This is a genomic window from Prevotella sp. P6B4, from assembly GCF_000619985.1.
Lineage (GTDB): Bacteria > Bacteroidota > Bacteroidia > Bacteroidales > Bacteroidaceae > Prevotella.
The window spans coordinates 1-1,665 of record NZ_KK211048.1; the positions used below are offsets into that span (position 1 = coordinate 1).

Below are 1,665 nucleotides of genomic sequence, written 5' to 3' on the forward strand. Positions count from 1 at the left end.
TGTTCTGGTCTGACAAGTCTTGACTTAAGTGGGTTTAAGACAGACAATGTTACAAAAATGAGTTATTTGTTCTCTGGCTGTTCCGGTCTGACAAGCCTTGATTTGAGTGGATTCAAGGCTGATAAAGTATCAGATATGTCGGGGATATTCTCTCGTTGTTCTGGTCTTACTTCTATCACTTTTCCCCAAAATATGACGAGTATTGGCGATTATGCCTTTTATTATTGTAGCAGTCTTACCTCTATCACTATTCCTAACAGCGTGACAAGTATTGGCGATTACGCCTTTAATGGCTGTAGCGGTCTTGCTTCTGTTGCCATTTTGAATCCATCGCCTGTCGCTATTACACAGTTTGTTTTCTCGAATAGTGTTAATGCAACGCTTTATGTACTAGCAGGCAGTAAGGCAAAATATAAGGCAGCAAGCTATTGGAAGGATTTTGAGGAGATAGTAGAGAAATATGTCTTTTTTGCCGATGATAATGTAAGAGCAATATGTGTGGAGCATTGGGATACTGACCATGACGGAGGAATTGATTTGGATGAGGCAGCTGCGGTGACTACCTTATCTGAGTTTTTCAAAGGAAATACTTCTATCACATCGTTTAATGAATTAGCATACTTCACGAGTGTAACGAGTATAGCTGACAATGCCTTTAATGGCTGTGAAGGTCTTACCTCTGTCACTATTCCAAACAGCATGACGAGTATTGGAGGAAAAGCCTTCTATGGTTGTCGTAGTCTTACCTCCATAACTATTCCAAACAGTGTGACGAGTATTGGTTATTACGCCTTTTGGGGCTGTAGCGGTCTTACATCCATAACTATTCCAAGTAGCGTGATGACTATAGGCAATTACTCCTTCTCTGCCTGTAGCGGTCTAACTTCCATTGAGGTGGAATCTGAGAATTCAAAATATGATTCACGAGATAATTGCAATGCAATTATAGAAACTGCGACAAATAGACTTATAGCGGGATGCAGAATTACAACTATTCCTAACGGCGTGACGACCATTGGTAATGGTGCCTTTGTAGGTATTGGCTATTGTACCTCCATAACTATTCCAAACAGCGTGACAACTATAGGCGATTACGCCTTTTACTATTGTCGCAGTTTTACCTCCATCACTATTCCAAACAGTGTGACAAGTATTGGCAGTTACGCCTTTGATAGTTGTAGCCGTCTTACCTCGATTACTATTCCTGGCAGCGTGACGAGTATTGGCGAAAGAGCCTTTAATGATTGTAGTGGTCTTACCTCTGTTACCATTATGAATCCATTACCTGTCACTATTACACAGTTTGTTTTCTCAAATAGTGCTAATGCAACGCTTTATGTACCAGCAGGCAGTAAGGCAAAATATAAGGCTGCAAACTATTGGACGGATTTCAAGAATATTGTAGAGAAATATATCTATTTTGCCGATGACAATTTAAAAACAATATGTGTAGAGCATTGGGATACTGACCATGACGGAGAAATCAGCTTGGTTGAGGCAGCTAAAGTGACGACTCTATCAACTTATTTTAAGTTTAATGCTTCTATCACATCGTTTAATGAATTAGCATATTTCACGAGTGTGACGAGTATTGGTTATAGTGCCTTTAATGGCTGTGAAGGTCTTACCTCTGTCACTATTCCAAACAGCGTGACGAGTATTGGT

General features: G+C 40.1%; 1 protein-coding gene. It reads left to right on the top strand.

The window, feature by feature from the left end:
* Nucleotides 1-1,665, top strand: a 1,665-nt coding sequence (locus T491_RS17270) for a leucine-rich repeat protein (RefSeq protein ID WP_155950180.1), incomplete at both ends; no start/stop codon positions are given.